Below are 24,332 nucleotides of genomic sequence, written 5' to 3' on the forward strand. Positions count from 1 at the left end.
ATCGTACGCGAGTATAAGCTATCCGTCCGAGTTATCGCTGTCGATAGTCGAGACCGCGGCGCGGGCATCGGTCACGACGCCGTACGTTGCTTCCGCGACCGACGTCGGGGGACGATCGGTCCCGTATCGCGACCGAAGTGCCGCCAGCAACGCGTCACGAACACAGGCTCGCGCCGCCGCGCCGACGGCCGTCGCACTCCCGGAGAACGCGGCCGAGTCGCCGGCAGGATCGCAGGCGACCACCACAGCATCTGAGGTGGTCCCGGGGAAGCCCGTCTGAGTCAAGAGCGTTGCCGTCTTCGCCTCGGCCGCGACGGCGACGAGGTTCGCGAGTGCGCCCGGAGCGAGGGATCTGGTCGTGCCGACGACGACGTTGACGGTACCGACGTGCTGTGAATCGTCGCTGCTCCCGACTGAACCGTCGCCCCCCTCGTCACCGACCCATCGCTCACCGGGGACCGGGAGCGCCGCCGGGTTGCTCAGACCGGCCGTCGCGACTGCCTCGACCGACCCGAGGCGAGCACGATGGGCGTGACACATCGAGATCCCGGTCAGCAGGGCCGGCCCGGGATCGGCGTCGTCGAATCCGGCGTCCAGACGGCGGCGCTCGATGTAGTTCGCGATATCGACGTCGTCCCACCCCTCCGGGACCGAGCAGAGATACCCGGCGTCGGCGTGGGACTCGCCTCCATCGTAGCCGGTCGAGAGCCACCGCGTCCCCGGCCGACGGAGCCGACAGACCTCCTCCGTAACCGTCGCGTCGAACACCGGTTCGCGCTCGCCGCCGCGCTTCGGATCGGGCCCGGAATCACTCATCGGTCGTCCAGGAGCGCTGCGAGCAGCCGGTCGTTCTCGTGCGGTCGGCGCACGGCCACGCGAACGTGGGAGTCCAGTCGCGCAAATGTCCGTGCATCGCGGATCGCGATTCCGGCGTCCCGAGCGCGGCTGAGTACGCCGTCGACTGACGCGTTACCGACGTCTAGCAGCAGGAACGGCGCGTCCGAAGGGAAGACGTGGTACGCACCCGCAAACGCCTCACGTAGCCGCTCACGCTCTGTTGCGACCCGTTCTCGCGTCCGCTCGACGAACTCGGTCTGTCGGAGGCAGTACCGTCCGACCGCCGCGGCCGGCGTCGAGAGACTCCACGCCTGACGGGCCGCGCGGATCCGCTCGCCCAGGTCGCCCGTCGCAACGGCGAACCCGGCCCGGATCCCCGGCAGTCCGAACATCTTGGTCAGCGAGCGGGCGACGACCGTGCCAGGCTCGCCCGCGAGGCTCGGCGCGTCGGTGAAGTCCAGAAACGCCTCGTCCACGACGAGCGGCGTCTCGGCCGCACGGCAGTCCGCGAGCGCATCTCGAAGCCGCCCCGGGTCGGGACGGCCGCCCGTGGGATTGTTTGGCGTGCAGACGACCACCGCGGCGTAGTCGTCCGGATCGACATCGAGGATCGCGTCGTGAGGGATCCCGACCGGTTCGCCGCCCTGAAGACGGATCTCGCGGGCGTACTCCCCGAAACTCGGCTCGGGAACGGCGACAGCGTCGTCCGGACCGACGGTGACGCCGAACGCCAACCGGAGCGCGGGGAGGCCGCCGGCGGTCGGCACGACAGCCGCCGGGTCGCACCCGACGTAGCCGGCCGCCGCCACGCGGTACTCCGGATGGTCGTCGGCGTATCGCGTCGACGCGTCGAGCGCAGCCTCGTAGACATCGGCGACGCCCTCGGGCCGCACGGGGTTCGTGTTCGCGCTGAAGTCGACGAGATCGGGGTCGTCGCTGCCCCCGTGAGGTACGCGCTCGACGTCGGCGACGGCGTCAGGGTCCACGATCGACCCCTCCGTCGCCGCCGGGTCCTCCGCGCCGGTCGTTGCTGTGACCACTGTCGTCGCCTTCACCACGGTCGCCCTTCACGTCATAGTCGTCCCTCGCTCGACGGCCCTTACTCTCGTCACCACCGGCGACTACCCGATCGAGCAGCCCGAGCGTCGCGTCGGTCACTTCGTCGAGCCGGTCGGCCTCGTCCGCGAGCCGAAGTGCGCCGCCCATCACTGCGCCCTCCTTGGCGACGCCGTCGGCGAAGGCTGCGAGTGGACCGGCGTCGTCGGCGTCGAAGCCGGGGTCGGAGACGACGAGGTCGAGGTCGAACGCCGCCGCGGCCTCGCGGAGGCCGGAGACGTCGTCGGCCAGGTACCGTGTCGTCGCGAGCGTCGCCCGTCGCGGGACCCCCGCGTGGCGAACGAGCGCGGCGACCGCGAGCAACTGGGTCCCGCCGCCGAGCACCACCTCTGTCCCCGATTCGAGCGCGCCAGCGACGAGGCCCGCGGCGACCGCCAGCACGGGATCGCCGACGAATCGAACCGCCTGTTCTGGATTGTGGGCCGCCTGCCCGGGTTCGAAACTCGAGGCCTCGAACGCCTCCCGGACGACGCGTCGCTTCAAGTCGATCGGGTTCTCCGGCAGCGACGACGACGGATCGATCCGCGCCTCGCCGAGTGCTTTGAGGACTGCCATCGCGGTGGTCGTCCCGCCCGGGATAGTCTCACCGACGACGATCCGCTCGTCCGGCAGTCCACGGCCGAGCTCTCGCGCCGCGGTGAACGCCCCGGGAGCGGTCTGGACCGGGTCGGGTTCACGGATGTCGTTGCCGGGCCTAGCGCCGACAGTCACGGTCGGTGCCCCGGTCGGCCGTGCGAGTCCGCCGTCGATGACCGTCACGTCGAATCCCACTCGCTCCCGGACGGTTCGCGTGACGAGCGCGGGCGTCGGACACCCGTTCGGACTCACCGGGACCGCGGGGGCGCGGACGACCTCGCCGTAGGTCAGGAGTTCGGCGTCTGCGCCGGGGGTGTGCAGGCGGGCGTCGCGGGACGCGCCGGCGGCGCTGATCCCGTCGATTTCGGCCGTGCGAGTCGACCCCGCGACGAGGATCACGCGCGGGTGCTCTGTCGCTCGGGTCATTCGCACAGCGCCTCCGCGAGCGAGACGTCTCCGGGTCGGTTCACGTTGACCGCCAGGCGGGCATCGTACGTCAACGCCACGGTGTCGTCGTCGCCGACGACCACGTTCAGCCCCGTCGGCGCGATTGTACGCCCCGCCAACTCGAAGGTCGTATCGACGGACGCCCCCAGGCGCTGCTTCAGCACCGCCGGTACACAGACCGTGAGCGACGTTACCTCCACATCTTCAGCGCCCGCGTCTGCACGGCCGCTCGTGGCCCCCGCTCTCGTGAGTGCGTCGTCGACGTGCTCGGGAGCCAGGAGCGGGAGATCGGCGGGGACCGTGAGCGCCGGGCGTCCAACCGACGTCAGCGCCGACCTGAGATCGGAGACGTACCCCTCTCCCGGCGTTTCGACGACTGACGCGGGCAGATCGGCGACCCGTTCGGCCGTTGCGGGTGCCTGCGGCGAGACGACGGCGTGGATCGTCCCGTCGAGACTGCTCGCAGTCAGCGCGTCGACCACGCGGGCCAGCATCGATCGGCCGCAGATCTCGACGAGTGGTTTCTCGACGTCGGGCGGCGTCGCGTTGGCATCGCTCGCGCCGTTGGGTGGCGTCCCATCGGTATCGCCTGCGCCGTTGAGCGGTGTCGCGTCGGAACCGGCCGAGCTGTCGGCCTTCCGGAGCCGAGTTCCGCGACCGCCGCACATCACCAGAGCGTCCACACGATCACCCCCGTGTGCACCCCTGCGACGCGACCGAGTTCGTTCGCCGCTCCGAGGACGTCGCCGTTGATCCCGCCCAGCGCGCCCACCGCCCACCGGCCGACGAGCCACGCGACGGCAACCGGTACCAGCAGCGCGGCGGCCGGGGCCGCGTACGCCGTCCCCAGCGCGCTTCCGATCACGAGTGCGGGAAGCGCGGCAATCGTCACAGGCAGGAGCGCGGTCGGGGTCGCGTGCTCACTGAGCGCGGACCCGAGTCCCTCGTGGACCGCATCACCCGTACAGACTAACATTGCCATCCCGCTCTTTGTGCCCACTTCGACTGCGAGCGCCAGGGCGAACGCGTTCCTGGGCCTCGTCCCGGCCACGCCGAGCGCCCCCAGTCCGAGCGTGACAAGTACGAGCGCGACGGCGAGCGCGCCCCCGACGCCAGTCTGTGAGTCTTTCAGCACCTCGCGACGACGCGCCGCGTCGGCGCCGCCGTGGACCGCGGCCGCGTCGCCGAGGTCGGCCAGGCCGTCGGCGTGCGTCACGCCCGTCAGGAGCACGAGCGTGGTGAGGTACAGAGCCGCCGCGCTCGGCACGGGCAGCGGAACGAGGAGCGGTAGCGCCGCCACCGCACCGACGACGTAGCCCGCGAGTGTGATCGCGACTGGCGTGCGTCGGAAGGCTTCCCAGGCGGCCTCGTCGCCGCCGACGGGGAGTCGCGTGAGGAAGCCCAGCGCCCCGCGGAGTGCGCTCACCACCACGCCACCACCCCCGCGAGCGCGACCGCGAGCAGGCCGGCGCGCTGTGTCAGACGGATCCCCCGGGTTGCCGCCGCGACGTCCGGAAGAGGTGATTTGTCCCCGGTGCTGTCTCCCGTCTTCGTGCTGTCGGACGCGTCTGACGACGCGGCGGCTCCGGGTTCGAGGTCGTACGTGCCGCGCTTCCGCAACCGTACCGACAGCGCCGCCGCCATCGTCGCCATCGGCCAGCCGGAGTTGGGGGACGGGGGCTGCCGTGCGAGCGCTCTCGTTTCCGAGCGAATCGGAAGCGACGGCGACCCCCCGGCGACCGCGAGTAGCAGCGCCGTCGCCCGCGCGGGCAGCCACATTACGATGTCGTCGAGGCGGGCCGAAGCCCAGCCGACCGGCTTCGAGCGGTAGCCCAGCATCGAGTCGAGCGTGTTGACGCCTTTCACCCACGCGGCCGCCCCGGCAGCCGCCGAGAGCGGGACCGACGTCGAGACGGCGTTGCTTCCAGCAGCGACGGCCCCGGCACCCGTGAGGGCCCCCGCACTGGCCGCGACGAGTGTGAAGGCGGCGAGCGGTGCCACCAACCCGTCCGCGAGGTTCTCGGCGAGGCTCTCCACTGCGGCCGAGCGGACGTGCGGCGCGTCGAGACCTGCCGCGTCGCGGCCGGCGAGCGCTCGGAGTTCGTATCGCGCGCGGTCGAGGTCCGCCTCAGTCGCGTCGATCACGTCCCGGGCGCTCGTCAGCAGGAGCCGGAGGCTCGTCGTCGAGAACAGCGTAAGCCCAGCCAGAGCGGCACCGATCCAAGGACTGATATGACTCCCAGCAGCGACGACCCCGGCGGCAACGCCCGCGAAGCAGAGCGGGAGAACGAGCGCGACGAGCGCGCCGGCAGGCCGCTTGCGGCCCGCCCGTTCGTTGGAACCGCTTGTGATTGCGCGCTCGATCCGACCGACGAGCCATCCGAACAGCGCGACCGGGTGAACGCGCGTCGGTGGCTCGCCGAAGGCGACGTCGAAACCGAACGCGACGGCGACAGCAGTCGCCGCGGTCACCGGCACGGCGACCCCTCCGCCAGCGATGCGGGCTGGTCACCGGCCCGGAGTCGATCGGCGAACGAGTTCAGTCCGACCTCGTCGACGTCGAGAAACGCCCCGCCCACTGCCTCGACGCCACTGTCGGTCGCGTCGTCGTCGCCGACGTGCACCAGCGCTTCGGCGTCAACGCCCAGTTCCCCGGCGACGGTCTCGAAGGCCTTTGGGTGGGGTTTGCGCCACCCGCAGCCGATGCTCGTCACAGTCGCGTCGAACGCCGATCGATCCAGCGTCGAGCGAATCAACGTTCGTGGGACCAGTTCAGGCACCGAACAGTTCGAGAGCAGGCCGACAGGTCCGCGCGCCGCAGCGGCCGACACCGCGGCATCGGCACCCGGTCGGGTTCGCACCTCGGGATCGAACGCGGCGACAACGGCGCGTCGGACAGTGCTCGCGGGCGCGTCAACGCCACCGGCGCGGAGCGCGGCGGCGACGTGCGCCGGCAGCGGGACCTCTGCCCCCGACGGGGCCTCGATATGTTGCTCGGTGTACCGCTCGCTCCAGTTGTCGGGGACGGCGACTCCACGATCACGGAGGGTCGTCGCCACTGACACTTCGGGATCCTCGGAGCGATCGACCGCCACCAGCGTGCCAAAGAGATCGAACGTAACTGCCACTACGATTGCATCGACGAAAGTAGACTTGAATTTGCCGGCGTCCGCGTGGCGACAGACATCCGTCAGACACGAAGGAAGATTCAAATACCATGTCACATATGTAGAATCGATGAGCAAGATCACGTTCCGTGAGGACGACGACCTCGTCGAGCGGTTGGAGGCGCTGGAAGCCTCCAAGAGCGAGGCGATGCGCGACGCCCTGCGCACATACCTCGACGGCGCGGACTGTGAAGCGTCTGCGGACGCCGCAACTGCGTCTGACAGCGTCGACGATGTCATCCGCGAACGCGTCGACGAACTCGTGACCGAACGGTTCGACGAACTCGTCGGACGCGAGCGTCCGCGCCCTGCCCGCGATCTGAACGTCAACGTCACCGTTGACGGCGCGCAAACATCCGAAACGTCCGAAAACGACGTCGTTGAGGCCGGTGAGGCGGCCTCCGCTGAACGTAAGACACGCGAGGAATTCGATGCAGACACGCGCGAAGGACGCGAGAAAACGTGCGATAAATGTGGTGAAAACGTGGGCTCTGACCACGTTTACTGCCCGAACTGCGGCGAGAAGGCTACCCACCGTGTGTTCTGCGAATGCGGTGACGAACTCCGATCCGACTGGGCATTCTGCCCCAGCTGCGGCCGGCGGACCTCCGCTGCCGACGTGCTCGAACGAACGTAAACACGCTGAAACGCCTGTATACGCGCGTTTCGCGGCTTTGTCTTACGATTACCGACACATTTATGATGTATCAGTCTGTGGTATCTCCCGCGTAAGACGGTCGTCTTACAGAACCGATGGAAGCGGGCGAGACGCCCTCTGACTTCCGTTTTCGGGAATGTAAGACGTTCGCACGGGGTGTGCGCGCCGTCTTACCGGGGGAATGCAACAATGGAGCGTGTGACACTACGAATTCCGAAGCAGCAGATCGAGGAGGTCGAACAGATGGTCGAGACCGGAGAGTTCCCGAACCGGTCCGAAGCCATTCGGTCGGCCGTCCGCGAGATGCTCAACGAACAGCAGCCGGAGAACCGCGACTCGCCAACAAAACACTGGGCCAAGGTGTAAACGATGCAGGACATTGTCAGAGAGGCGATGGAACGCGACGAGCAAGAGCGCGACACCACCGATAGCCCAGACGGTGACGAGTTCGGGAGTCCCCGCATCGTCATCGTCGGTTGTGGCGGTGCTGGAAACAACACGGTGAATCGCCTCTACAACATCGGCGTCGATGGCGCTGACACGGTAGCGATCAACACCGACAAACAGCACCTCAAGATGGTCGAGGCGGACACGAAGATCCTCGTCGGTAAGTCCCTGACGCAGGGGCTCGGCGCTGGCGGCGACCCCTCGATGGGCGAGCGAGCCACCGAGATGGCTCAGGGCACGATCAAGGAAGTCCTCGGCGAGGCCGATCTGGTTTTCGTCACCGCGGGGATGGGCGGCGGTACCGGCACCGGTGCGGCCCCCGTCGTCTCGAAGATCGCCAAAGAGCAGGGTGCGATCGTCGTCGGGATGGTTTCGACCCCGTTCAACGTCGAGCGTGCACGCACGGTCAAAGCCGAGGAAGGACTCGAAAAACTTCGCAACGAAGCCGACTCGATCATCGTCCTCGACAATAATCGCCTGCTCGATTACGTCCCCAATCTCCCGATCGGAAAGGCGTTCTCGGTGATGGACCAGATCATCGCCGAGACCGTGAAGGGGATCTCCGAGACTATCACCCAGCCCTCGCTTATTAATCTGGACTACGCGGATATGTCCACGATTATGGACCAGGGCGGTGTCGCGGTGATGCTCGTCGGGCAGACGCAAGATAAGAACAAGACCCAGGAAGTCGTCAACGATGCGATGAACCACCCGCTGCTCGACGTCGATTACCGCGGCGCCTCCGGCGGCCTGGTTCACATCACCGGCGGCCCCGACCTCACACTGAAAGAGGCCGAGGGCATCGCCAACAACATTACCGAGCGCCTCGAAGCGCGCGCGAACGTCATCTGGGGCGCCCGCATCCGCGACGAATACAAGGGGAAAGTACGCGTGATGGCGATTATGACCGGCGTTCAGTCCGCACAGGTGCTCGGCCCGTCAACGCAGAAGCAGGCCGATCGCTCGAGAGAAAGCCTCGAAGCTTCGGAGTTCGACGCGAACGAGGACGCCGAGTTCGCGCAGGGAGGCACCTCCTCCGGATCGACTGCGACCGGCGGCTCCTGGCAGTCCGACGGTGGCAAAGAACAGCGTGAGACGCAACACGGCGTCGACGTCATTCGATAATCGCGCACTCGACAGACCGGGCAGCACCGTATTGACCGCCGGTGTGTTTCCTGCAGTCTTCAGTCATTCGCGTTTCGTCCACGATTTTTTGTTCGTCGCTCGATACAGTCGCGGCTGACTTCACCAGTCACCCGATTGTCGTCCGGTCCGACGAGACGCCTACAGGAGGGTTCGCAAACGGTACTGTAGCGCACCCGGCCGCAGGGCGACTATGCCGCTTCCAGTGACTCCAGGAGCCGGCACTTCCGACAGACGTCTCTCGTCGTCTGCGATCCGCAGCGATCGCACTCGGCGAGTTCCGGCGTCGACGCCCCGCGGTAGCGATCGGCCGCCATCGAAGCGAGTTCCTCGTACCCCGACATAATCGAGTGTCTCGTTCCGGGGTGGGCCTCTTCGAGCGAGAGCAGCAGATCCTGTATCTCGCTGCGGAACGCCTCCGAGGAGTGGGGGCACTCGGTAATGTGCGCCGGCAGGTCTTTCAGGTGCGCGTACAGCGCGATCTCCTTCTCAGGGACGTCGCGGAGGGGCTTCGCCCGGGGGACGAACTGCTCGGAGTCGTGGCGCTCGTCGAACGGGCCGAGGCTCGCGTCGAAGTGCTTGGCCATCTGCTCGACGTTGCCTTCGAGGATGTTCATCAACGCGGTCTGTGCCTCGTCGTCGAGGTTGTGACCGGTGAGCATAATGTCGGCGTCGAACGCCGCAGCGTACGACTCGAGGAGGTCGCGCCGGAACACCCCGCAGTACGCGCAGGCAGCCATCCCCTCGGGGTCGTCCTCGACGACGTCGTCCATCCGGACGCCGAATTCGTCCTCGTACGAGACAAGTTCGTGCCGGAGGTCGAGGTCGGCCGCGAGTTCGACGCAGGCGTCGACACTCTCGTCGCGGTATCCCTCGATTCCCTCGTGGATGGTCAGCGCGATGATCTCGATCCGGGGGTCGCGGCCGAACGTCTCGTCGAGGATGTGCGCGAGCACGACGCTGTCTTTCCCGCCGGAGAGTCCGATGACCCAGCGCTCGGGGTCGTCCGGCGAGGCGTCTCTCGGGACGAGGCTGTCGCGACGGATCCGACGACGGACGCGCTTCTCGATCGAGGCACAGAGGTGCTCGCCGCAGAGGTGCGCTCCGGAGTAGCCCGCGTGCATCACGGCGTCGCGGCCGCACTTGTCGCACTCCATCGGTCCGCCGTTGGCGACGGGAGCGCATACCGGTTTCGTCTCGGGATGTCGCTGACTGCAACGGCTCTCGTCGATGGCCGTCGTCACGAGCCGAATGGGGTACGCGTGTCGAAGGGAGAGGGGGATGGGGGGAAGGCACTCGAGGGTCGCGTTACCCCGAAGTGGTCACCGTACGATGACCGATCGACACCCTAGAGTGCCACGGGTTAGTACGGCGACCGTAGTAAAAATACCTCCGGAAGTACGGTGAACGCTCTCACAGTCGCCGTCGTCTGGCGGATTCGCCCTCGACTAACACGTTGCTGTCGTCGAAACACATTCGGTGATCCCTCTCCCATCCCGTGTATGGAACGAGACCGCGCGCTGGCACGGATCGAAGCCGTGCTCGACGCCGTCGAGGACGAACCGATGCCGGTCCCCGTTCGAGAGGTCTGGGTCTACGGCGACGTCGCGCTCGGCCTCGACCCGATCGAGCGCCTCGACATCTACGTCACGAAGGATCTCCTTCTCCGAGGTGACGCCGACGCCGAGACGCGCTTCGAGGCCGAACACGGTGTGAAGGGTATCGGACGGAGCGTCTCCGCGGCGTGGGCCGAGGCGTATCCGGACCGCGTCCAAACGAACGCTAGCGGGCACGCAGCACCCGAAAAGTGCCTCGCCGCGCACCTGCTCGACGGCGACGAGCCAGTCCACCTCGAAGTCTGCAACGCGTCCTTCGAGGACAACGTCCGACAACGCCTGAAGAGCGCGATCGATCGCGAGGCCTACGAGCAGATCCTCGACCCGCGCGGCGTCTGTCTCTACGCCGAAGCACAGCGATCGACGTCAGCGCTCCAGAAACTGCGGGATGGGGAACTCGTCTTCCCGACGCTCCCGGAGTCGCTATCGATGCTCGGACTCGCCGACGACACCGCCGCCGAGGCCGCCGCCGCCGTCAGGGAGTACCGGGCGTCGCAGTCTGGGACCACCGTTCGCGGCGACGTCGTCTGAGTCGGGTTCCGTTTGTTAGCGCGACACGCGACCCACGACCACATCGAACGGCACCACTTCGGCGCGTCGATACGTCTCTTTCCTCATCGCATCGACGACCGCTCGCCCCATCTCGCGCCACTCCCGCCGGAGAGTATCGTACTCCTCGGGCGTGAGCACGCGACGGAGTTCCGTCTCGTGATCCGCCAGCCCCGCCCCGTTGGCCTTCCGCGCGGCGGCCGACAGCGCCGACTCGTCGTAAGGGGGTTCGACGATCTTCCGGTGATAGTACCGCCGCGTCTCGATCGACTCCAGCCCCGCCGTCCGGAACGCCGACAGCAGGCGATCGCCCATCGCGACATCGGTCTCGACGCCCTCGATGTAGGCCTCCCGGACCTGCCGCTCCAGCGTGACTTCCGCCTCGACCGTCGAATCGACCCCTACGTCAGCGTTGTCGGGTTCGATGGCGGCCACGGCGTCGGTCGAGAGCGATCCGAAGGCCTGGAGTGCCACCGTCGGGTCGGGGAGGTTGACTATGAGCGCCTGACAGACCACCAGATCGAAGGAATCGTCGGCAAACGGCGGCCGGACCGCATCGCCGGCGACGACGGCGAGGTCTGTCTCCTCCCGAGCGACTGACAGCAGTTCTGGATCAGCGTCGAGACACACCACCGCCGCCGGCGACTCGGCGGCCACCACACGGGCGAGTTCTCCAGTACCCGTACCCGCGTCGAGAATCCGCTCTCGGTCGCCGAGCGAGAGCGGAGCGAGCGCTGCGCGGGAGTCCACCCACATCCCCTTGCGAGTCCGACGCAGGTACTCCGGCGAGAATCGTCGCACGAACGGGCGTTCTCCCGGCGCGCTCAAAAGCAGGTCGATCTACCACTTCCCCTGTCCCTACTTCAGTCGCGGCCCAGCCGACGGATCGACGCGACACTGAGACCAACGACAGCCACCAGCGCGGACAGCGGGCCGAAGCCGGGCGTGCCGGTCGCGGTGGTCGTCCCCGGATCCGCATCGGTCGTCGAGTCACCAGTCGCTCCGCCGACTGTGGCCCCGCCGTCGTCACCCGTGGCGATCCCTCGGGTTCCGCCCGTGTCCTCATCGGTCACCGGCGACTCGGACGGGTCCGCCGTCGAGGGTGTCGCCGGGGCCGACGTCACGCCGACCAGCACCCCGGCGTGATCCGAGGGGAACAGCCCCGACCCGTCGCTCGCGCTCTCGGTCGGTTCGACGGCGAACCGCTCGGCACTCGTCGCTCGGACCCCACGGACGAGGACGTGATCGATACGCTGGGTAAGACCATCCTCGTCGGGCGGGCGGAGTGACGACGGCCGACAGCACGTGCCACCCGTGACTCCCGCCGCGCGGGCCGCGTCGGTGAGCGTCCCGGTCAGAACCCCGTACGCACCCGCGTCGGTGCTCTCATTTCCGTCAGGTGTGGCTGTCGGGACGGCCGCGTCCGGGGGATCGTTGAGATCGCCCAGAACGACCAGCGGTCCAGACAGCGACTCGACTGTCTCGGCGAGTTCCCGCGCCTGTTCCGTCCGGACGCTCTTCAGACCCGACGCGAGGTGCGTACTCAGAACCGTCACCGACGCGCCTTCGAATCGGAGGTCGGCCCGTGCGTACCCGCGCTCGATCTCGACCGTTCGATCGCCGCCGATCGGCAGCGTCACCGACGCGTCGTAGGTCGCGGCCGCAGCTGACTCGACCTCGACGTCGGCGTCGCCCCGAACGAGCAAGGCGTCGCGGTCGGTGAGTCTGACGTCGATCCGGTTGCCGTCGGCCCGCGCCGGGAGTTCCAGATCTACGTTCGTCGTCGTCGCGATCAGGCGGTAGGGGGTCCCCCGGTCAGCGAGCGCTTCGCGGAGAATCGCGAGAAAGTCGAAGACGACCGACTCGGCGTCGGGGTCGGTGGGAGCACCGCCGGAGCGTGGCCCGCGGCGGACGACTGCGGCCTCCTGCACTCCGAGGATAGTCGGCGACGCCCGCGCGAGTTCGTCAGCGAGGGCGGCCAGTCTCGCGTGCGGTTCGCTCGCGCGAACGGTGTTGTAGAGGGACCCAACCCGTTCTGGGATCGACGCGTCGCTGTCGTCGCTGGCGATCGAGAGGAAGCCCGCGCCTAGCCCGAGGTTCTGCGTCGCGACCGTCGTCGTGAGCGCCGTCCCGTCGGCATCGCGCTCGGGTATCGCCGTCGCGGCCGCCGTCCCGACGCCACGAAGCGACGCCCCAGCGCCGAGCGCTCCGAGCACGCTGGCACTTCCGCGCACGACATCCCGGCGCGACGGTCGCGCACGAACTGGGAAATCACACTCGTCCACGTTGTGGGACGCTATCTGCCGGACGTTGAAGAACGCGCTGCTTACGACTCGCGGAGGTCGCGAACGCGGTCGATGTTCCAGGCGAACCCTTTGCCGTCCTCGCGTGGCGTCTCAAGCACGAGCGGGACCTCCCGGATCGCCTCGTGGTTCACGAACGCGGTCATCCCCGCCTCGCCGATCAACCCCTCGCCGATGTGGGCGTGTTCGTCCTTGTTGGTCCCGCACTCGTGCTTCGAGTCGTTGAGATGGACGCACGCGAGGTTCTCGACGCCGACTTCGGAGTCGAGCGCCTCGATTGTCTCTTCGACCCCTTCGGCGGTCGAGAGATCGTAGCCCGCCGCGAAGGCGTGGGCCGTGTCGAGACAGATTTCGAGGTCCTGCGCGCTCTCCTCGAGGACGTAGCCGAGGTGGGCGAAGTCGTCGCCCATCTTCGTTCCCGATCCGGCGTCGGATTCGACGAGAACCGTGACACCGTCGGGCACGTCGAGTTCGTCCAGCGCCGAGACCGCGTTATCGAGGCCCTGCTGTTCGCCCGCGCCGGTGTGAGCGCCCAGGTGGACGTTCACGTAATGAATGCCGAGTTGGGCGGCCGCATCGACCTCGCGCTGCATCGAGTCGATCGATTTCGCACGCAGATCGTCCTTCGGCGTACAGAGGTTCACGAGATACGACGAGTGGATGACCCACGGGCCGAGGTCGTGCTCAGTCGAGCGCTCGCGGAAGGCCGCCGCATCGTCGTCGTCGATATCGGGATTCTGCCAGACCTGCGGCGAGTGTGTGAAGATCTGTCCGCAGTTGCCACCGTCGTCGAGTTGCCGATCGACGGCGTTCGCGACGCCCCCGGCGATCGACTCGTGTGCTCCTACACGCATACCGGTCGGTGGCACGCCGGGAGTAAAGCGACTTCGGGTTGCGGTGACGGTCGCTTCTCGCACCGGACGGGCTCTCGATCTGGCCCGGACGACCCAGCCGACCCTTTCAGTCGGTTCGGCGCTGAATCCACGCTTCGCTTCGGTACTTCTCCGCTGCGCGCTCACGCGCCCGGGCGAGTTCGTCGTCCGTCCACGATCCTTCCGCGGCGTCCGCCCACGTTGCGAGCGCGTCCTCGACCGCTTCGACGAACTCGGCGCGGGAGATATCGGTCAGTTCGTCGACGCCGACGACGCGGTCGCGGAACCGATCGTGATCGACGTCGTGACCGGTGAACGTCGCGAGGTGCTCGATTGCCTTCACGGCGTACGTGAGCGACCCGTGCTGGACGACCGCGTCCTGCTGCCGATACTGGGCGTTGCCGCTGATTTTTCGACCCTCGGCGACGATGTCGTGGGCGGGGTGGAGTTCCCGGAGATAACACGCGGGCGACCAGATCTCCGCCACCGGTTCCGAGACGTAGTCGGCGTCGATACCGACTGCGCCGAACGCGTCGAGAACCGGTTCGCACAGGAGGTGATACGCGTCGAGCAGGTCCCCGGGCAGTTCGCGTTTCGGCGCGGCAATCGAGTAGGAGACGTCGCCGTCGACGTCGTGGTAGATCCCGCCGCCGCCGGTCTGTCGTCGCGTCACCGACACTCCCGCTTCCTCACAGTGGTCCCAGTCGACGGTGTCGGGATCCTGTCTGTATCCGAGCGAGAGCGTGCTGGGGTCCCATCGGTAGACGCGGACCGTCCGCGGGCCCCCGTCGGCAGCGGTTTCGGCGGCCACCTCGTCGAGTGCCATCTGCATCGGCCCGTCGCGGGCCTCCTCGCGGATGAGTCGCCACTCCCTGTCGGCCAGTGGTCCACCGCTATCGTCGCCCATACCGCAAGGCTACGACTGCCGCGGCAAAGCGGTTTCGTCGTCGCCTCGCGACTCGAACGGATCGCGGTCGCAATCTTGGCCCCGATTGGCGAGGGACGACTGGGTGCTATGCTGGCAGATGTCGCCCTTCCCTACTTATCGCCGACGCTGTTGGCAGGTCTCGGAAAACGGCTGGACGAACTCGGGCTAACGGAACCCGATGACTCAGAGGGCGCGGATAGTTGATCGGATCCGTATGTGAGCGCCACCAGCAACTGAATCTAAATCACGAACTCGATAACCGCGATGACCGATTCTACTCAGTCATCGGTAGGGTGTGAACGGAATTCGTACAACTCCCCGATCAGGTAGCATACCACGCCAGCACCGAACGTCCCGAGAATCGCAAACGCTATTATACCAGTTCATTGTCAGAGCGATAATAACGAGACTGGTTAGTCGTTTGTATGATGTTCGCACGGCCCCTGTTCGAGTCGGTCACGGGGAGAGTCACACTGAACATCGTACTGACGACGTGCTTGGTGTTGGAACTGTCTGTGTTGTCGGCGCTAAACCCGTCTACCTCGGTGGTTGAACTCGACGAGCGATCCCGAGGCGTCTCAATCGGCAGCAACCTCACAATGTGGGCTCGGGGAACCGGTCTCAGTTACCGGGGACCAGTCGATTGAGCATCGAACCACTGCTGTTTGTTGAGACCGAGACGGTGGCGCCGGTCTCGGTATCGCCGTCCAACGCTCGGGCAGTTGCCCTGTACTCGTAGTCTGTGGAACCGGACAAGTTGGTGATGTCAACGCTGAATGATCCCGTTGACGTGAGAATCTGCATCGTTGTCGCATTCCACGAACTGGCACCGACCTCCCGCCACTCGAATTGGCAGTCTACCGATGGTGCGTCGCCGGTGTCGTCTAAAGAACCGTTGAGACTGACCGTGGAATCAGTCACGTTGGTTGGTGGCCCCGTGCTGACCGCCGGCGGGGTATCCGTCGTGGTGAACGTCACCGTGCTACCTTGGCCCGCGTTACCATTACCGTCCTGGGCGATTGTCTTGTAAACATAATCTATGCCGTCCTCAAGCCCGCTGAGTTCCGCGCTGAATGAACCTGTGCTGGACAGAGACCGCTTCGCCGTGGTGTTCCACGAACTGGTGCCAACTTGCCGCCATCTGAAGTAGCAATCTACGGAACTCTTACCATCGATATTGTCTAAGGAGCCATTCAATACCGCAGACGTACTCCCGGTGCTCGTGGCATCCGTAGTGGAAACAACGAGACTGTTCCCGCTGGTTCCTCCTCCGTATGCCCCTGCTCCATAACCGCCTCCGCCGTAGCCACTGCTCCGTGCCTGAACGGCATCACTCGTGGTGGTCACTGCGCTGATCGACCCGATGGCTATCCCAACGGTTTTCAGATAGTCTCTACGACCGATAGTAGAATGTTCTTCTTCCCCAGCAGGGGGTTCATTCTCAGATATAATATCTTGCTCTTGCATAAACGAGTGAGTTACTAGAAGCACATAAGCGCTCGCACGGGTTATCATACTTAATACTGATATCCAAAGATGCATAACTCGGGTAGAGCCGGTGAATTAAATCGCGCGGTCAAGTCTTGTCGTCAGCATCCGAGGCGGGCCGACGCCAAGCCAGTGTGTGAAACGAAGCGGAATTTCCGCGAACAGGGATTCTATATCGCAATATACACTATACGCACTCGCGGATCGACTCGCGAGTCTTTTACACGTCGCTTTCCACCGTTCGGTATGGTGCGGAACGTCGCCGGCGTGATGACAGAACTCGAACCCGAGGACTTCTATCTCCTCTCCGGCGTCGAGCAGGGGATGCGTTTCTCCGAGTGGGTGAACCGCGGGAAGCTCCCGGATCTCTCGAATCTCACCGCGGAGGAGGTCGAATACCGACTGGACCGCTGTGCCACCCGGGGCCTCATCGAACGAAAAACCATTCAGTACGAGGGCTACACGCTGACGGCTGAGGGTTACGACGCGCTCGCGTTGCGGACGTTCTCCGAACGGGACACCGTCGAGGGCGTCGGCGCGCCGTTGGGTGTCGGCAAGGAGAGTGACGTCCTCGAAGTGCAGTCGTACCGACCGCTGGCGCTGAAGTTCCACCGCGAGGGCTACACGGACTTCCGCGAGGTGATGCGTGAGCGGGACTACACCTCGGACAATCAACACGTCTCGTGGCTCTACACCGCCCGAAAAGCCGCAGAGCGCGAGTACGAGGCGCTTGAATCCCTCTATCCGGACGTCTCGGTGCCCCGTCCGATCGATCACAATCGGCACGCAATCGTGATGGCGAAGTTCGAGGGGATCGAACTGGACCGCGCGAAACTCCCGGACGAACAGGTCACTGGCGTCCTCGATCTCATCCTTCAGGAGATTGCGACCGCTTACGACCTCGGCTTCGTTCACGCCGACATGAGCGAGTACAACGTCGCGATCAGCGAGTCAGGGGTGACGGTCTTCGACTGGCCGCAGTCGGTCCCGACCGATCACGAGAACGCCCGCGAACTCTTAGATCGCGACGTCGAGAACCTCCTCTCGTACTTCAATCGAAAGTACCCGCGAAACCTCCCGGACGTCAACGTCGAAAGCGTCAACGACAGCGTCGCGGCCGGCGAGTTCGAGTCCGTTCGGAATCACGCTTCGTGAGTCGCTGACGACGGTTTCTGTGTGAGTTCTATCGTTCGAGACCGCACTGAGTCTCACCGAAATAAATCGTATACAGCGATATCGAACGGTCAATCCGCGGGGTGCGGTCCCCGAGTGTACTCCCAGGAGTCGGTATAGGCGTCCACGAGTCGCTGGCGCATTCCGGCGTCGGCTAACAGCCGAGACGCCGTCACCGGGTGTCGGACGAGGCGGGCGGTGACGCGTCCCGGCGAGCGCGTGATGTCGTCGACGGTCAGGCCGTCGAGTGCCTCGGCCACCCTGGCGAGGAGTCGCGGATCACCGTGTTCGACCCAGGCTCCCCGCATCGCGTGGGCCAGTCGATACTCAGACTGCATCAGTTCGTAGAGGCGGTCAGGATAGGTCTCAGGGCAGTCCTCGAGGATCGCCTCGGCTGCGAGATACGACGAACGGATCGCCTGGCAGATGCCCTCGCCCTGATACCGATTGGCGATTCCGGCCGCGTCGCCGACGAGAACGACGTTCTCTCCCGCGCGATAGGTCGCCGCTGGGTGGAGACTCGGCCCGCGCGGGATGGTGTAGACGTTCGTCTCCGAGCGGTCGGGAACGGGGAGCCCGTTCCGGCGGCAGGCCCCCGCGAGCGCGGCGTAGTAATCGTTTGGACGCTCCTCGCCCGCCCAGCCGATGCCGACGTTCGCCCGCGTCTCGGACTTCGGAAAGACCCACGCGTACCCGACGTACCCCTCGAAGAAGATCCGTGGAACCGACGTGATCGAGCTGAACTCGCCACCGACATCGGCGTTCACGGCGACGATCTCACCCGTGTACGCGTCCAGATCGCCGAACGCTCGCATCGACAGCGCCGGTTGTCCGGTGGCATCGATCACGTAGTCGTGTGACCGACACAGTTCACGGAACCGGTCCGGCCCGACGGCTGCGTTCTCTCTGACGTCTACGCCGTCGGCGGCGACCGTCTCGGCCCACGTCCGCTCGACGACGTTCCGGTCGGTGATGTACCCCGGCGGGCACCGGATCCGCGACATCCCAAGTGGCGGGTCGGCCGGGCCGTGTTCCTTCCCCTCGAACAGCCGTAACTCGAAGGCGTCGATGTCGTTCAGAAACCCGTTCTCGGGCGTCTCCGCCAGTGGAATCAACGACGCGTCGGTGATCGCCTCCCCACAGTTGACGCGCTTGTCGTCGTAGGATTGCCGTTCGAAGAGCGTCACGTCGGCCGCCGGCGCGAGTCGGTCCGCAGCAGCGAGTCCTGCAACCGCACCGCCCACAACTGCGATCGATCGCTTGATCATATCTGAATAGAGGGGATGGAGCAAAATATCCTATCGGGGTCAGTGATGCACACCTGTGGTCCAGTCCATCGCCGCCAGACGGACCGAGAGTCGATCGGACAGCCAGGCTCTCGCCTGACGCGGGCGTTACGTTCATACCCGATGACGTTCAAGATGCAGGTACGGAATGAGGCGGGACTACTTCGAGTTGGACGTTGAAAACATCTCCTGGGTTGACGACGATGGCGACCCGAGTAAGCCCTTGGTCCGGATCGCCTTCCACGGACCGAGCGAGGAACTGGACCGACGGCTCTCGGACCCCAGCGGAGCGTATCTCGACGCGAGCGAGACAGACGTCGCATTCAGACTGCAAAACTCGCTGGACGAACCGGACGCGACGGGCGTCGTCAGTGTCACGAATCGTATCACTGGCGATTTCGTCCTCGAACTCAACGAAGAGGCCGACGACGTACTCACGTTCATCCGCGCCGCTCGCGAGTACGGTCAGGGCGCCGAGGTGAACGACGGACGCTATCGCGTTGAAGTCACGATGGACGGCGACGAGGTTGTCACCTACGAGAAACAGACCTTCCTGGTCTACGACGCCGACGGCAATCTCCTTCGATCGCACAGTCTGATTCCCTCCGGCGTCGAACTCTGATGCCGGAACGTCGCGACGAGCCGCAATCCTGCGTTCGAGCGTCAAATCGATTCAGTTTTTTCGACTCGCTGTTAGCGTTCATTTGTGAAGAACGTCACAGACCGGACGAGTAACCCCTTCGATATGCGGCCCCCATGTGACCACTTCGTCCCCGGGTACGGCGACGCAAACGCGGACTTTCACGTCGTCGGTGACCGCCCGGAACAGCACGGCGGTCTCGACACCGGCGTTCCGTTCACCAACGGCGCGGGCCGCCGACTCCAGAAGACCCTGGCCGAAGCCGGTCTTCTGGAGTCGGTCGGCGAGCAGCCGATACCACAGCAAACGTTTCTCTCGTACCTGTATATGTGCGCCGGCGACGGCGAACCGTCGCAGTCGTCCTACGACGACCTCGAGCGGTTCTTCGACGCCGAACTCCGGGCGATTGCGGCGCACGTCCTTCTCCCGGTCGGGGAGCGGGCGACGCGACACGTCCTCGAAACCTACACTGCACAGGCGCGGAAGACACCCATCGAGATGGATGCGCTCCACGGCACGGAGGTCCGAGGCAGCGGCTTCCTGGTCGTCCCGATCGAAGAGCCCGCAGCGTGGAACGAAACGCATCCCGACCGTCTCGTCGATGGCCTCGCGGCGCTCACGTCGACCGATTACCGCCGCGAGGCCGACCTCGGACGGTTTGGAGCGGGGAACGACCCCTACCTGGTCCGGTGATTCGCCCTTCCTTGTCCGGCGATCTACCCCGAACCGTCGGCAGTGTCTCTCCCACATTATTTTTTGTTTATTTTACGGCATTCGCCCGATACGTGTCAGGAACGTGCATAGATGAGGCGCAGAGAAACAAATTTTTCATTTACTGAACCTATATCCACTGAGTATTCCACTCTACGCAGTTGTTCGGTATGGGACGGACGATATTGGTCCAATCACAGCACTTTTCACTACAAACGCGGAAATCAGAACTGACGCGCGTGGTCGATACCGGGCGCGTCAGGTAAGGACCTGCGAGACTGGTGCTCTTCGCAGTGGCTTGGTCAGTCACGGACCGCACAACGCGGTCCCCTTCCTTTCACTTCCCGACGAGCGTGTCACTCGGTGCTGTTACTCACGTCACGTAGCGCCCCGCGTCGAGCGCGAAAAGCACTGTTCCGCCGACCGGGAGCACGACGACGAGCGCGAGAACTGCACCGGTGGGGAGAATCGTCAGCGGGCCGATCGCCAACCCGACCAACGGCGCGAGTCCGGCGAACACGTAGAGATACGCCGATCCCCGACCGACGGCGACGACGACGGCCACGAACGTGACCGCGAGCACGACTGCCCCGGTCGGAAACAACAGCGTCGTGCTCGCCGCACCTGAGACGGCGCGAAGGGCGAAGGTTCCGGGCGGCATCAGCGTCCCGACGGCGGTCAGCGCACTGTTCGGGTCGGTCACGAGCGCCGTGCGGAGCGTCGCGAGTACTCCCGCGTTCGCCGCGAGGTACTGCCAAAGTCCGGCGATGTAGACCGCTCCAGCCAGGACCACAGTAATCCAGGCGTACTGGAGTCGGGAGAGCCCCGTTCGCTCCGCCGCGACTGTCTCGCGACCCGTTCCGGCGTCGGCTGTAGACCTCCCGTTGTCGGTGGTCGACTGCGCGCGCCGACTGCTCCGGTCGCTTCGGTCACTCCGGGTGTTCCCGCTCTGGCCACCTGCCCGGTTCCGCGATTCTGTCTGCCGGCTTCCGGACGTGGTCTGTCCGTTCGTGTTCGTCCGCGACGACGGCTGCGTCCGATCACTCGTCGTCCGCCCTCTCGAGGTGGAACTGCGACTCGATTGCGAATGACTTCCCGACGATCTGCCAGTTCGACTCCCGCCGGTCCTCGTCGTCCGCTGCCGGTCGGTCGACGACCGATCGACGCCCCGTGTCGCTTCGCCGTCTTCCGCTTTGTCGTCCGCGGCGTCCGGGCCCGGCTGTCCGGCCGTCGGTAGTCCGCCGAGGCGCTCGCGGACGTACGTCTCGTGTCCCATCCGGTCGTACGCCGCCCGCTTTTTCTCCTCGCTGAGGACCTCGTGGGCCGCCTTGAGTGTCTTGAACTGCGCGGTGGCTCGCGCGTCGTCGTTGACGTCCGGATGATACCGACGGACGCGCTCCCGCCACGCTCGGTCAATCTCCTCGGGAGAGGCGTCCTCCGAGACACCGAGCAGTTCGTAGAAGTCTTCCATCCCCTTCGGACGCAGTTCGATATCAACCGAATTGAATGTACCGACGAGGCTCGCGGCCCACCCCGCCTCGCCGGGATGGCAATCCTCATATTCGTTCGCCCGGAGGCTGTGTGTATGGATTTCACACGCATCGCGCTCGGCAACTCCGTGTTCGAGGGCGAGAACAACGCCTACCTCCTCGAGGGAGCCCTGACGACCCTCGTCGACGTCGGCGCGTCGGCGGAGGGCGTCCGGAGCGACCTCGAAGACGGTCTCAGTTCGGCCGGCGTCGATGTGGCTGACATCGATCGAATCTTGCTGACGCACTGGCACTCGGATCACTGTGGTCTCGCGGGTGAAATTCAGGCAGAGTCGGGTGCGGACGTCTTCGCCCACGAGGTCGACGCCCCGCTAATCTCCGGCGAGAGGGCAACCACCGATTCGCTCGACGAACTCCGCGACCGTCGGTTCAGCGAGTGGGGCATTCCGCCGGACAAGCGCGAGGAACTCTTCGAGGTCCAGTCGGATTTCCAGGGGGTCGCCGGCGATCCTGCCGACGTACAGACGCTCGCCGACGGCGACCACGTCCGCGCGGGCGACGGCAAACTGACGGTGCTCTACCTCCCCGGACACGCAGCGGGCCACATCGCGTTCGCGTTCGAAACCGACGACGGGGAGTCGGCGGCGTTCGTCGGCGACGTCATCCTGCCGGAGTACACGCCGAACATCGGCGGCGCGGATCTACGCGTGGACGACCCGCTGGCGACGTACATCGACAGCCTCGGCCGCCTGGCGAGCCACGAACTCGATACCGCGTGGCCGGGCCACCGCGCCCCGATCGAAGACCCCGAAGCCCGGATCGAGGTCATTCGCGAGCACCACTACGACCGCACTCGCCGTGTCGTCGAGACGCTTCAGGAACACGGCCCCGCCGACGCCTGGACGGTCAGTGCCCACCTCTTCGGGGAACTCGAGCACATTCACATCCTCCACGGACCGGGCGAGGCGTACGCCCATCTGGATCATCTCGAACACGCCGGCGCAGTCGAACGCGGAGACTTCGAGTACCGACTGGTCGACGCCGACCCCGACGTCGATACTCTGTTCCCCAATACGAAATACTGAAACGCCGTCGCGGGGAAAGAACCGGTATGGAACTGCGGGTCATCGACAAGACCGACGAGGAACTCCGCATCGAGGTCGCCGGCGAGGATCACACCTTTATGAATGTGATCAAGGGCGCACTCCTGGAAACCGAGGGCGTCGCCGCCGCGACTTACGACGTGAACCCCGAGCAGTCGGGCGGACAGACCGAACCGATCCTCTCGATCAAGACCGAGGCGGGCATCGACCCGCTCGATGCGCTCGGCGACGCCTCTCAGCACGTGCAGACGACGGTCGAAGACTTCTCAGCGGCCTTCGAGGCCGCACAGTAGCGTCCGTTCGGGGACTGATCGCGCTCGCGCTATAGCCGGACCGGAACGCCGTGCTCGTCGAGGTACTGCTTCGTCTCTTCGATGCTGTACTCGTCGAAGTGGAAGATCGAGGCCGCCAGTCCGGCGTCCGCGCCCGCTTCGGTGAACACCTCGTACATATCTTCGGGGCCGCCACAGCCCGAGGAGGCGATGACGGGCGTTGAGACGGCATCACAGACGGCCTCGGTCAGTGGGATGTCGTACCCCTCTTTCGTGCCATCGGCGTCGATCGAGTTGACGAACAACTCGCCCGCGCCCCGCGATTCGGCCTCGTTGGCCCACTCAACGACGTCGACGCCGGTCCCCTCGCGGCCGCCTTTCACCGTGCACTCGAACCAGCAGGACTCGCCGTCGACCTCGGCGTAGTATTCGCCCTCCTCGTCGAAGCGCCGCTTGGCGTCCACGGAGATAACGATGCACTGCGATCCGAACGACCGTGCGCCCTCGTCGATCAGGTCCGGACTTTCGAGCGCCGCGGTGTTGATCGAGACCTTGTCCGCGCCGGCCCGCAGCGTCTCTTTGATGTCCTCGCGCGTCCGGATGCCGCCACCGACGGTCAACGGGATGAACACCTCGTCGGCGACCCGGGAGACGGTATCGAGCATCGTCTCCCGGCCGGCCGCAGAGGCCGTGATGTCGAGGAACACGAACTCGTCGGCCCCGGCCTCGTTGTACAACTTGGCCATCTCCACCGGATCGCCGGTGTACTTCAGATCCTCGAAGTTGACGCCGGTGTAGACTGCCGGATTCCCGTCGTCGTCGAGGTCGACGTCGATGCACGGGATGATCCGCTTCGTCAGAGTCATACAATACTGCCGGATACGCGGCCCGTGATCAAAAGGTGTCGGAAGGTCGGCCTCGAACGGGGAAAGCAGCGAACGACTCAACTCTGTCGAACCTCGTATATCGACTATGATCGATGAGGTCGACGACGCTGAGGAGACCGCGCCCTGCGATCGGTGCGGAATGTCGATTCAGGCCGACGCGACTCGGTGTCCGGTCTGCGGCTACCAGCCTGAGGGATACAGTCCTCGACTGATGCGGGTCGGAGAAGTGGTCTTTACGATCGTGATCGTCCTCTCGGTTCTCACACTGATCGGAGGAGTGACTCGATTCACGCTCTGGCTGCCGGCCGATGCCGTCGCTCAAGCCGCGATTGTCACGCCGTACACGGCGGGAATCTCGGGATTCTTCCTGTACTATATCCGGCAGAAGCGAGCCACGAAGCCGACCGACAGCGACCTGTTCGGCCGGTCCTGATCACTGGAGGCGACTGCTTTTATGTAATGCCGGGGCCAGACACCGCGTGCATTGAGCGCGGCCGCGATGCGCCAGCGGGTGTGCGACACCACGCGTCGCGGACAGAGCCTCACCCGGCTCCGTCGACGGTGTCGCCTGTTCGCCTCACTATCCCGCACTCTCCGATTCGGGAGCGTTTTAGTAGTCGGCA

General features: G+C 65.6%; 26 protein-coding genes. 10 read left to right on the forward strand and 16 right to left on the reverse strand.

Features of this window, described 5'->3' with window-relative positions; translation table 11 throughout:
* Positions 1 to 18 precede the first annotated feature (18 nt).
* From ABEI27_RS00295 to ABEI27_RS00325, 7 genes are read right to left on the reverse strand one after another with little or no spacing between them, the layout of a single operon-like run.
* Positions 19 to 768, reverse strand: a complete 750-nt coding sequence (locus ABEI27_RS00295) for an adenosylcobinamide amidohydrolase (RefSeq protein ID WP_375797457.1) — start codon at positions 766 to 768, stop codon at positions 19 to 21.
* A gap of 44 nt (positions 769 to 812) precedes the next feature.
* Complete coding sequence (locus ABEI27_RS00300) at positions 813 to 1,823, reverse strand: threonine-phosphate decarboxylase (protein WP_375797417.1); 1,011 nt, start codon at positions 1,821 to 1,823, stop codon at positions 813 to 815.
* Complete coding sequence (locus ABEI27_RS00305) at positions 1,813 to 2,955, reverse strand: nicotinate-nucleotide--dimethylbenzimidazole phosphoribosyltransferase (protein ID WP_375797418.1); 1,143 nt, start codon at positions 2,953 to 2,955, stop codon at positions 1,813 to 1,815. The genes ABEI27_RS00300 and ABEI27_RS00305 overlap by 11 nt, the downstream gene beginning before the upstream one ends.
* Positions 2,952 to 3,659, reverse strand: coding sequence for an NTP transferase domain-containing protein (locus tag ABEI27_RS00310; protein ID WP_375797419.1), 708 nt, complete (start codon positions 3,657 to 3,659; stop codon positions 2,952 to 2,954). Before ABEI27_RS00310 ends, ABEI27_RS00305 begins: the two co-directional genes overlap by 4 nt.
* Complete coding sequence (gene cobS / locus ABEI27_RS00315) at positions 3,644 to 4,408, reverse strand: adenosylcobinamide-GDP ribazoletransferase (RefSeq protein WP_375797420.1); 765 nt, start codon at positions 4,406 to 4,408, stop codon at positions 3,644 to 3,646. The genes ABEI27_RS00310 and cobS overlap by 16 nt, the downstream gene beginning before the upstream one ends.
* Entirely contained in the window at positions 4,399 to 5,454 is a 1,056-nt protein-coding gene (cbiB, locus tag ABEI27_RS00320) for an adenosylcobinamide-phosphate synthase CbiB (protein ID WP_375797421.1), read from the reverse strand. Before cbiB ends, cobS begins: the two co-directional genes overlap by 10 nt.
* Positions 5,445 to 6,104, reverse strand: a complete 660-nt coding sequence (locus ABEI27_RS00325; RefSeq protein ID WP_375797422.1) for an HAD family hydrolase — start codon at positions 6,102 to 6,104, stop codon at positions 5,445 to 5,447. The genes cbiB and ABEI27_RS00325 overlap by 10 nt, the downstream gene beginning before the upstream one ends.
* Before the next feature lie 109 nt (positions 6,105 to 6,213).
* On the opposite strand from ABEI27_RS00325, the gene ABEI27_RS00330 reads away from it, so the two are divergent.
* From ABEI27_RS00330 to ftsZ, 3 genes are all read left to right on the forward strand, one after another.
* Positions 6,214 to 6,780 carry a double zinc ribbon domain-containing protein gene (locus tag ABEI27_RS00330; protein WP_375797423.1) on the forward strand — a complete coding sequence of 189 codons (567 nt, stop codon included), beginning with the start codon at positions 6,214 to 6,216 and terminating at the stop codon, positions 6,778 to 6,780.
* A 210-nt stretch (positions 6,781 to 6,990) separates the two neighbouring features.
* Positions 6,991 to 7,167, forward strand: coding sequence for a ribbon-helix-helix domain-containing protein (locus tag ABEI27_RS00335; protein ID WP_089764219.1), 177 nt, complete (start codon positions 6,991 to 6,993; stop codon positions 7,165 to 7,167).
* Positions 7,168 to 7,170: 3 nt separating this feature from the next.
* Positions 7,171 to 8,373, forward strand: a complete 1,203-nt coding sequence (gene ftsZ / locus ABEI27_RS00340; RefSeq protein ID WP_375797424.1) for a cell division protein FtsZ — start codon at positions 7,171 to 7,173, stop codon at positions 8,371 to 8,373.
* A gap of 209 nt (positions 8,374 to 8,582) precedes the next feature.
* On the opposite strand, the gene ABEI27_RS00345 is transcribed toward ftsZ, so the two are convergent.
* Complete coding sequence (locus ABEI27_RS00345; protein ID WP_375797425.1) at positions 8,583 to 9,548, reverse strand: tRNA 2-thiolation protein NcsA; 966 nt, start codon at positions 9,546 to 9,548, stop codon at positions 8,583 to 8,585.
* Positions 9,549 to 9,893: 345 nt separating this feature from the next.
* Between ABEI27_RS00345 and ABEI27_RS00350 the strand changes: the two genes are divergently transcribed.
* Positions 9,894 to 10,538 (forward strand): hypothetical protein, encoded by a 645-nt coding sequence (locus ABEI27_RS00350; protein WP_375797426.1) that lies wholly within the window; start codon positions 9,894 to 9,896, stop codon positions 10,536 to 10,538.
* Positions 10,539 to 10,553: 15 nt separating this feature from the next.
* On the opposite strand, the gene ABEI27_RS00355 is transcribed toward ABEI27_RS00350, so the two are convergent.
* The 5 genes from ABEI27_RS00355 to ABEI27_RS00375 all read right to left on the reverse strand — a co-directional run bounded on the left by ABEI27_RS00355 (position 10,554) and on the right by ABEI27_RS00375 (position 16,126).
* On the reverse strand, positions 10,554 to 11,357 hold the full coding sequence (locus ABEI27_RS00355) for a class I SAM-dependent methyltransferase (protein ID WP_375797427.1): 804 nt from the start codon (positions 11,355 to 11,357) through the stop codon (positions 10,554 to 10,556).
* A gap of 62 nt (positions 11,358 to 11,419) precedes the next feature.
* A complete protein-coding gene (locus ABEI27_RS00360) occupies positions 11,420 to 12,772 on the reverse strand; it encodes an endonuclease/exonuclease/phosphatase family protein (protein WP_375797428.1) in 1,353 nt (450 codons plus the stop codon).
* 110 nt (positions 12,773 to 12,882) lie between these two features.
* Positions 12,883 to 13,713 (reverse strand): deoxyribonuclease IV, encoded by an 831-nt coding sequence (locus tag ABEI27_RS00365; RefSeq protein WP_375797429.1) that lies wholly within the window; start codon positions 13,711 to 13,713, stop codon positions 12,883 to 12,885.
* A 106-nt stretch (positions 13,714 to 13,819) separates the two neighbouring features.
* Positions 13,820 to 14,638, reverse strand: a complete 819-nt coding sequence (locus ABEI27_RS00370) for a biotin/lipoate A/B protein ligase family protein (RefSeq protein ID WP_375797430.1) — start codon at positions 14,636 to 14,638, stop codon at positions 13,820 to 13,822.
* 642 nt (positions 14,639 to 15,280) lie between these two features.
* On the reverse strand, positions 15,281 to 16,126 hold the full coding sequence (locus ABEI27_RS00375) for a fibronectin type III domain-containing protein (RefSeq protein WP_375797431.1): 846 nt from the start codon (positions 16,124 to 16,126) through the stop codon (positions 15,281 to 15,283).
* A gap of 267 nt (positions 16,127 to 16,393) precedes the next feature.
* Between ABEI27_RS00375 and ABEI27_RS00380 the strand changes: the two genes are divergently transcribed.
* Positions 16,394 to 17,302, forward strand: coding sequence for a serine/threonine-protein kinase RIO2 (locus tag ABEI27_RS00380; protein ID WP_375797432.1), 909 nt, complete (start codon positions 16,394 to 16,396; stop codon positions 17,300 to 17,302).
* Positions 17,303 to 17,391: 89 nt separating this feature from the next.
* Here ABEI27_RS00380 and ABEI27_RS00385 read toward each other — a convergent pair whose 3' ends face one another.
* Positions 17,392 to 18,588 (reverse strand): NAD(P)/FAD-dependent oxidoreductase, encoded by a 1,197-nt coding sequence (locus ABEI27_RS00385; protein ID WP_375797433.1) that lies wholly within the window; start codon positions 18,586 to 18,588, stop codon positions 17,392 to 17,394.
* A 166-nt stretch (positions 18,589 to 18,754) separates the two neighbouring features.
* Between ABEI27_RS00385 and ABEI27_RS00390 the strand changes: the two genes are divergently transcribed.
* Positions 18,755 to 19,228 carry a DUF5793 family protein gene (locus tag ABEI27_RS00390; RefSeq protein WP_375797434.1) on the forward strand — a complete coding sequence of 158 codons (474 nt, stop codon included), beginning with the start codon at positions 18,755 to 18,757 and terminating at the stop codon, positions 19,226 to 19,228.
* Positions 19,229 to 19,312: 84 nt separating this feature from the next.
* Positions 19,313 to 19,939 carry a uracil-DNA glycosylase family protein gene (locus tag ABEI27_RS00395; RefSeq protein WP_375797435.1) on the forward strand — a complete coding sequence of 209 codons (627 nt, stop codon included), beginning with the start codon at positions 19,313 to 19,315 and terminating at the stop codon, positions 19,937 to 19,939.
* A gap of 391 nt (positions 19,940 to 20,330) precedes the next feature.
* Here ABEI27_RS00395 and ABEI27_RS00400 read toward each other — a convergent pair whose 3' ends face one another.
* Positions 20,331 to 21,428 (reverse strand): J domain-containing protein, encoded by a 1,098-nt coding sequence (locus tag ABEI27_RS00400; protein WP_375797436.1) that lies wholly within the window; start codon positions 21,426 to 21,428, stop codon positions 20,331 to 20,333.
* Between the two features lie 114 nt (positions 21,429 to 21,542).
* Between ABEI27_RS00400 and ABEI27_RS00405 the strand changes: the two genes are divergently transcribed.
* Positions 21,543 to 22,532 (forward strand): MBL fold metallo-hydrolase, encoded by a 990-nt coding sequence (locus tag ABEI27_RS00405; protein WP_375797437.1) that lies wholly within the window; start codon positions 21,543 to 21,545, stop codon positions 22,530 to 22,532.
* A gap of 26 nt (positions 22,533 to 22,558) precedes the next feature.
* The gene (locus ABEI27_RS00410) at positions 22,559 to 22,843 is read left to right on the forward strand and encodes a DNA-directed RNA polymerase subunit L (protein WP_375797438.1); all 285 of its coding nucleotides are present in this window, start codon (positions 22,559 to 22,561) and stop codon (positions 22,841 to 22,843) included.
* Positions 22,844 to 22,872: 29 nt separating this feature from the next.
* Here the strand turns inward: ABEI27_RS00410 and hisF are convergent, their stop codons facing one another.
* Complete coding sequence (gene hisF / locus ABEI27_RS00415; RefSeq protein ID WP_375797439.1) at positions 22,873 to 23,688, reverse strand: imidazole glycerol phosphate synthase subunit HisF; 816 nt, start codon at positions 23,686 to 23,688, stop codon at positions 22,873 to 22,875.
* A gap of 106 nt (positions 23,689 to 23,794) precedes the next feature.
* Here hisF and ABEI27_RS00420 point away from each other — a divergent pair, with 106 nt between their 5' ends.
* Complete coding sequence (locus ABEI27_RS00420) at positions 23,795 to 24,142, forward strand: hypothetical protein (protein ID WP_375797440.1); 348 nt, start codon at positions 23,795 to 23,797, stop codon at positions 24,140 to 24,142.
* Positions 24,143 to 24,332: the final 190 nt, after the last annotated feature.

Source organism: Halobellus sp., from assembly GCF_042218505.1.
GTDB lineage: Archaea > Halobacteriota > Halobacteria > Halobacteriales > Haloferacaceae > Haloquadratum.

Excerpts from the sequence above, each read along its gene's own strand:
- ABEI27_RS00305 (WP_375797418.1), bottom strand. The coding sequence starts at position 2,955 with ATGACCCGAGCGACAGAGCACCCGCGCGTGATCCTCGTCGCGGGGTCG.
- ABEI27_RS00330 (WP_375797423.1), top strand. The coding sequence starts at position 6,214 with ATGAGCAAGATCACGTTCCGTGAGGACGACGACCTCGTCGAGCGGTTG.
- ABEI27_RS00335 (WP_089764219.1), top strand. The coding sequence starts at position 6,991 with ATGGAGCGTGTGACACTACGAATTCCGAAGCAGCAGATCGAGGAGGTC.
- ftsZ (WP_375797424.1), top strand. The coding sequence starts at position 7,171 with ATGCAGGACATTGTCAGAGAGGCGATGGAACGCGACGAGCAAGAGCGC.
- ABEI27_RS00345 (WP_375797425.1), bottom strand. The coding sequence starts at position 9,548 with ATGGAGTGCGACAAGTGCGGCCGCGACGCCGTGATGCACGCGGGCTAC.
- ABEI27_RS00350 (WP_375797426.1), top strand. The coding sequence starts at position 9,894 with ATGGAACGAGACCGCGCGCTGGCACGGATCGAAGCCGTGCTCGACGCC.
- ABEI27_RS00365 (WP_375797429.1), bottom strand. The coding sequence starts at position 13,713 with ATGCGTGTAGGAGCACACGAGTCGATCGCCGGGGGCGTCGCGAACGCC.
- ABEI27_RS00370 (WP_375797430.1), bottom strand. The coding sequence starts at position 14,638 with ATGGGCGACGATAGCGGTGGACCACTGGCCGACAGGGAGTGGCGACTC.
- ABEI27_RS00375 (WP_375797431.1), bottom strand. The coding sequence starts at position 16,126 with ATGCAAGAGCAAGATATTATATCTGAGAATGAACCCCCTGCTGGGGAA.
- ABEI27_RS00380 (WP_375797432.1), top strand. The coding sequence starts at position 16,394 with ATGGTGCGGAACGTCGCCGGCGTGATGACAGAACTCGAACCCGAGGAC.
- ABEI27_RS00385 (WP_375797433.1), bottom strand. The coding sequence starts at position 18,588 with ATGATCAAGCGATCGATCGCAGTTGTGGGCGGTGCGGTTGCAGGACTC.
- ABEI27_RS00390 (WP_375797434.1), top strand. The coding sequence starts at position 18,755 with ATGAGGCGGGACTACTTCGAGTTGGACGTTGAAAACATCTCCTGGGTT.
- ABEI27_RS00400 (WP_375797436.1), bottom strand. The coding sequence starts at position 21,428 with ATGGAAGACTTCTACGAACTGCTCGGTGTCTCGGAGGACGCCTCTCCC.
- ABEI27_RS00405 (WP_375797437.1), top strand. The coding sequence starts at position 21,543 with ATGGATTTCACACGCATCGCGCTCGGCAACTCCGTGTTCGAGGGCGAG.
- ABEI27_RS00410 (WP_375797438.1), top strand. The coding sequence starts at position 22,559 with ATGGAACTGCGGGTCATCGACAAGACCGACGAGGAACTCCGCATCGAG.
- hisF (WP_375797439.1), bottom strand. The coding sequence starts at position 23,688 with ATGACTCTGACGAAGCGGATCATCCCGTGCATCGACGTCGACCTCGAC.
- ABEI27_RS00420 (WP_375797440.1), top strand. The coding sequence starts at position 23,795 with ATGATCGATGAGGTCGACGACGCTGAGGAGACCGCGCCCTGCGATCGG.